Here is a 5,013-nt window from a genome sequence, read left to right as displayed (position 1 = left end):
GTTTTGTCAACCCTAGACAATGGGTATATTTTCCCATTATATCTCTATCCTATAGACAATGCCCAAACCCAGATTGTAGAAAATGCAGCCCGCACACCTAACTTTAATAAAGAAGCTTTAAGAAAGTTTGCTGATGCTGTTGGCTTAACCTTTGCTCCTGAAAAAGAAAGTGAAGGCAAGGTGTGTTTTGCTACCAGCCCAGATGTGCGCACCGAGTTTCACCAGACCTTCGCACCTATTGACCTGCTCGACTACATTTACGCAGTGCTGCATAGTCCGACTTACCGCAAGAAGTACAATGAGTTCCTAAAGATAGATTTCCCGCGTGTACCCTACCCTACCAACGCCGAAGCATTCTGGCAACTGGTGTCACTAGGCGAACAGTTAAGACAAATCCACTTGCTGGAAAGCCCTGTAGTTGACGAGTACATCACGCAATATCCTGAAGACGGCAGCAACATAGTAAATAAGCCACGGTATGAAAACGGCCATGTCTACATTAACGACACGCAATATTTCGCCGACGTGCCACAAACGGCTTGGGAGTTCTATATAGGCGGCTACCAACCCGCTCAAAAGTGGCTGAAAGACCGCAAGAGCCGACAGCTAGGTTTTGATGATATACTGCACTACCAGCGTATTATAGTCGCTTTAGCGGAGACTGACAGGTTGATGAAAGAGATTGACAAGGTGGAGTTTGAACATACTGTGGAAGCTGATGTGTCAGTTCAGTAGCCAACTTTAAATTTAAAATCAAAATTGCTATGGGGTTCATTTATTTCATCACACCTCAAGAACGACGGTTTTAGTTGTGTAATAGACCAATTTCTGAGCTGAATACTCGTTTTTCATCTCGTTCCAGAAAACAAGAGTTAAGTGTGGCTAGTTGCACACTTAGGACAAACATAGACCAGAAAAGCCTGAAAAGGCGGGTTGGCAATCACTATATTAACCAGATCACCGCCGCTTCCAGAAAATGGGTCACAAATAATGAAAAATGCCGCCGCCCTGCTATATTTGGGACAGCGACATTTAAACATTATCATTTCTTCGGCGTTTTACCGCTAAAGATTGATGTCAGCGATAGGCCAAATGCAGAAGCAGCGTATTGCGCTACACGTTCTGGCTCCTTGGCTCTACAGGCACAGACGATGACGGCGATGGCTAACAGGACAAGTGCCCCGCTGATGCCTATGCCCAAACAAATCATTAGTACTTCCATACAATCTCAAATTACATTTTCTTGATTACCTATGAGCGGTTGGTGTTGGCGCACCAGCCCGCTCACATTTCTTTCTATTGCCGAAAACGATAATGTTTTAAGCCACGGCAATATTTATTTCTTCAGCCTGCTACCTTGTAGCCGCTGAAGGGCTATTTTAGTTGAATGTTGTTCTAGTTATTTCTTGTAATTCCGTTACCCCCTTTCCAATTCGTGCAAACAGAAACTGAAATGCTGTACCGCTGGTTATTTTCACTTTCCATATTTCTTCATTTTTTTAATTTGTTGCCTTAACAAGGTACTGCAAGCGTATTTTCAAAAAAAGGACACGAGTTCAACGACTGTTTCCGCTCTCTGTACCAGTATAGGAAAAGGCCGAGCCGTCGGTTAGTCAGCGTTCAAGCTTATCCTGTAATTTCTTCGCCATACCGTAGTAATGCAGCACCACCGTTTTCTTGCGCTTTTCGGCCAACTTTATTTTTCGTGAAGGTATGTAGTGCCTTCCAAATAGATTAGGACAAAAAATCACACTCCTATTTCCTACTGCTGGAGCACAATGATATCGCACCGTTTTCCGCATAGCAAGGACAAGTCCCAAGTACCACGCTGGAAGTTTCACGAGCAAGTTCAGCACTGTGCCGTTCAGAAAAAATGACAGAAAAATGTCTATCTATCAAGGTAAATTCCTTCACATACAACAAACAACGTGAATTGTACTTTTTCTAAATAAAAGTTCTTGATTGACTTATACAAGCACATGTTGTCTTATGTTACGGAGAAACATGAAAATTATATCATATGTATTATAGCTTTGTTAGCAGTCTGAATCTGAAAGACTAGAATACCCTCTGAACTTGGAATCTGGGATAGATTATAAAGTATCCTTAAGCGGGCAATGTGACAGCTACGGCGGAAAAAAATCAGATGGGATACTGATTATATCCTTAAGTAAGGGCGAATCTTACGGAAAATTTAAAAAAGTTTGAAAACACTCTATCGGACGTTAGAGATATTTAACAGCAATTTCCTATATTTGTGAAGTCATATATAACAGAGCACCAATACAAGGCTTTCAATGAAAAACTACGTTGCCTACTATCGCGTCTCCACCGCTAAGCAAGGCGCGTCTGGCTTAGGTCTGGATTCACAGCGTAGCACTGTTACTTCCTTTGTCGGTATACAGGGCGTTATCGTGGCAGAGTTTACCGACATTGAGAGCGGCAAGAAAGACGACAGACCCGAACTGGCGAAGGCGCTGCAAATGTGCAAGGACATGAATGCCGCACTGGTAATTGCCAAGCTGGACAGGTTGAGCCGCAATGTGCGCTTTATTGTGGAGTTGCAGGAGAGCAAGGTAAGTTTTGTTTGCTGTGACATGCCAGAAGCCAACGAGTTCACCATTCACATTTTCGCGGCCATGAGCCAGCACGAGCGCAAGTTGATAAGCGCCCGCACCAAAGACGGGCTGGCAAGTAAGAAAGCCCGTATAGCGGCTGGCAATTACCTTAACTCCAAGTCCGACGACACAGGTACCCCTACCGCTATGAAGCCAGATAAGAACGGCGTGTACAGGCTGGGCAACCCGAACGGCTGGACAGAAGAACAAAGGGCACTAGCAGCCGCAAGGAAGCGCGAAAAGGCAATGGCGAATGCCAACACCAAGAAAGCCGTAAAGCGCGTGCTGGAGTGCTTAAAGCACAAGCCTGACGCGTCCCTATCTGAACTGGCGGCAGCGCTGAACGAGTACGACATTAAAACCCCCACAGGTAAGCCTTTTACCCGCTCCAATGTGCCATACATCAAGCAGTTGGCACAGGCAAGGCAAGAACTTGAAACAGAACCCGTTAAATAACTTTAAATTTAAAATTCACATGGCAAAGATTAACCCACGCGACATTACCCGTGACACTGAATGCTACGCCGCAGTAGAATGGGAAATAGGCTTTAGGTGCGGACGCGTTAAGGACGGGAAGCTGTACAGTCTGGAGAATCCCGACCTGTACATGATTATGCCCGATAACCCGAAGTGGATACTGGCCGCTTTTGAGACGCGGGAAGAGTTAGAGCGGTGGTATGAAGGGTATTGCGGAAGTCCTATGCCAGCGCCAGAGCCAAGAAGGGATTTCAGTCCAGACCTGTTTGATAGCACACCTGATTCAGACGAAGAAGCGACGCCTGCAAAGGGTAGTCAAGTCTCTCTGTTTGACCTGCCTGAAGCTCAAGACAAACGCAAACTACAGCAGGAGCAAGTTGCGAATCTTAAATTTAAAATTAAGCAAGCAGAAGAACTTGCCCCGCACCTGAAAGCGGTGAACCTGAAAATTCGGATAGACGAAGGTTTGGTATATTTTGAAGCTAATACCAAGCACACAGAGCCTTGGCCGTTTACGTCTTTGCTTTTCCAGCAGATGATTGACCACGGCGCGGTGTTGGAGCAAGAAGACGGTTACTACGCCTTGTATGCAGACCGCAGCAAAAGAGAGCAGCTTTCAAGCGGAAGCAGCTTCATTGCCCTGCTTGGCGTGCTGGCAGACCGCCAATACCGCCTGAACATGCACCAAGCACACGAAGCTAGCCTAGACCCTAGCCTGACCTACATCAGCAAGGGCAATCCTGAAAAGAAGCAGCCGCCGTTTATTTTAAGCAAGATTCTTTAATTATATTTATATTCAACTTAACACTTGCAACTATGTCTGACAAAATTAATGACCTTATGAGTGGCCTTGAAAACCAATCTTTCAATATTGACCCTACTTTACTCGCTGCTGAGATTTTAAAAAATTCCATCCGAAGCAATGTGTATCTACAAGGTATTATTGGCCAACAGCTTGAAATTAAAGAACTCATTAAAGGCACTTCAAAGGATTTTGATGACATCGTTAATGAAAAATATGATGCGTTGATGGAAGAACTAGAAAACGCAGTGAAATCAGATTTTCTATCAACAATAGCAAGGGCAACTAAGAGTTGATAAAGCTATCCTTTCCTATTCGAAGCCATTCAATTAGCTAACGCCCCGCCGAAAGTTCTTCGCCAATACATTGTCCGTGTCATCATCTACAGCGGCTTCCTTCTTGTTCCTATCTGGAGCATTACCCAAATGGTGAAGGTGCAGGACAAGAAAAATGCGCAGTACAACCGCATTGAAGACACCATGATGGAGTTTTGTAAGGCGACCAGAGACCAAGGCGACACATTGGGCATGTCTCAATTCATGCGGGAGCACCTTTCCCTGACGATTACAAGGCGTGGCAGCGGCAGGGTAAATAGTGGTTACAAAGTCACTCTAAAATGCTAGGAATTTTGTTCATTCCCGTACTTGGTTGCGCCAACAAGCAAGGCAGAAAAAACTTTAATTGCCACAATTTTTAATTAGGGAAATGCGCTTAAAATAAGTATTATTCGACTTGTTTTAAGCGGTAAGTGTGCCTGAATATTAATAATTCCAAAGCGGCTATTAGCATTTAAAAATTGGCCAAAATTTAAGAAAATCTAATTAATGAATGTTCCCAATCTTCCAACAGATAATCTATACAAATTCATTGCTTTATCAGGGTTGTTGATTTCGATTTCGTGTATTGTTACGCCTTCCATAATCAGTAAGCAAATTCTAGATGAATTGATAGCAATTGAGGCTGAGGCTGACGAATTGGCGTTGGAAGTAGAATTTCTTAAAGAGAAAAGAGATAGGTTAGATAAAAAAGCAACTGCTCTAGAAGAAGGATTGGATAGGTATGAAATAAGCGACGACACGACAAAGCATAAAATTGATTTGTCAGGTTTTTATGAAA

At 43.8% G+C, this 5,013-nt stretch carries 5 protein-coding genes; all 5 read left to right on the top strand.

Annotated features, from left to right (window positions below):
- A partial coding sequence (locus OB13_RS10635; protein WP_461490145.1) for a type ISP restriction/modification enzyme occupies positions 1–735 on the top strand: 735 nt, incomplete at its 5' end.
- A 1,562-nt stretch (positions 736–2,297) separates the two neighbouring features.
- Positions 2,298–3,074, top strand: coding sequence for a recombinase family protein (locus OB13_RS10630; protein WP_461490144.1), 777 nt, complete (start codon positions 2,298–2,300; stop codon positions 3,072–3,074).
- Between the two features lie 19 nt (positions 3,075–3,093).
- Complete coding sequence (locus OB13_RS10625) at positions 3,094–3,879, top strand: hypothetical protein (RefSeq protein WP_461490143.1); 786 nt, start codon at positions 3,094–3,096, stop codon at positions 3,877–3,879.
- Between the two features lie 32 nt (positions 3,880–3,911).
- Positions 3,912–4,193, top strand: coding sequence for a hypothetical protein (locus OB13_RS10620; RefSeq protein ID WP_461490142.1), 282 nt, complete (start codon positions 3,912–3,914; stop codon positions 4,191–4,193).
- A 528-nt stretch (positions 4,194–4,721) separates the two neighbouring features.
- The coding region (locus tag OB13_RS10615) for a hypothetical protein (RefSeq protein ID WP_461490141.1) at positions 4,722–5,013 on the top strand (292 nt) is incomplete at its 3' end.

Source organism: Pontibacter sp. HJ8, from assembly GCF_054824225.1.
The sequence above is the reverse complement of the archived record's forward strand: the minus strand, read 5'-3'. Positions and strand labels throughout refer to the sequence as shown.

Coding starts and splice junctions, on each gene's coding strand:
- OB13_RS10630 (WP_461490144.1), top strand. CDS start 2,298: ATGAAAAACTACGTTGCCTACTATCGCGTCTCCACCGCTAAGCAAGGC.
- OB13_RS10625 (WP_461490143.1), top strand. CDS start 3,094: ATGGCAAAGATTAACCCACGCGACATTACCCGTGACACTGAATGCTAC.
- OB13_RS10620 (WP_461490142.1), top strand. CDS start 3,912: ATGTCTGACAAAATTAATGACCTTATGAGTGGCCTTGAAAACCAATCT.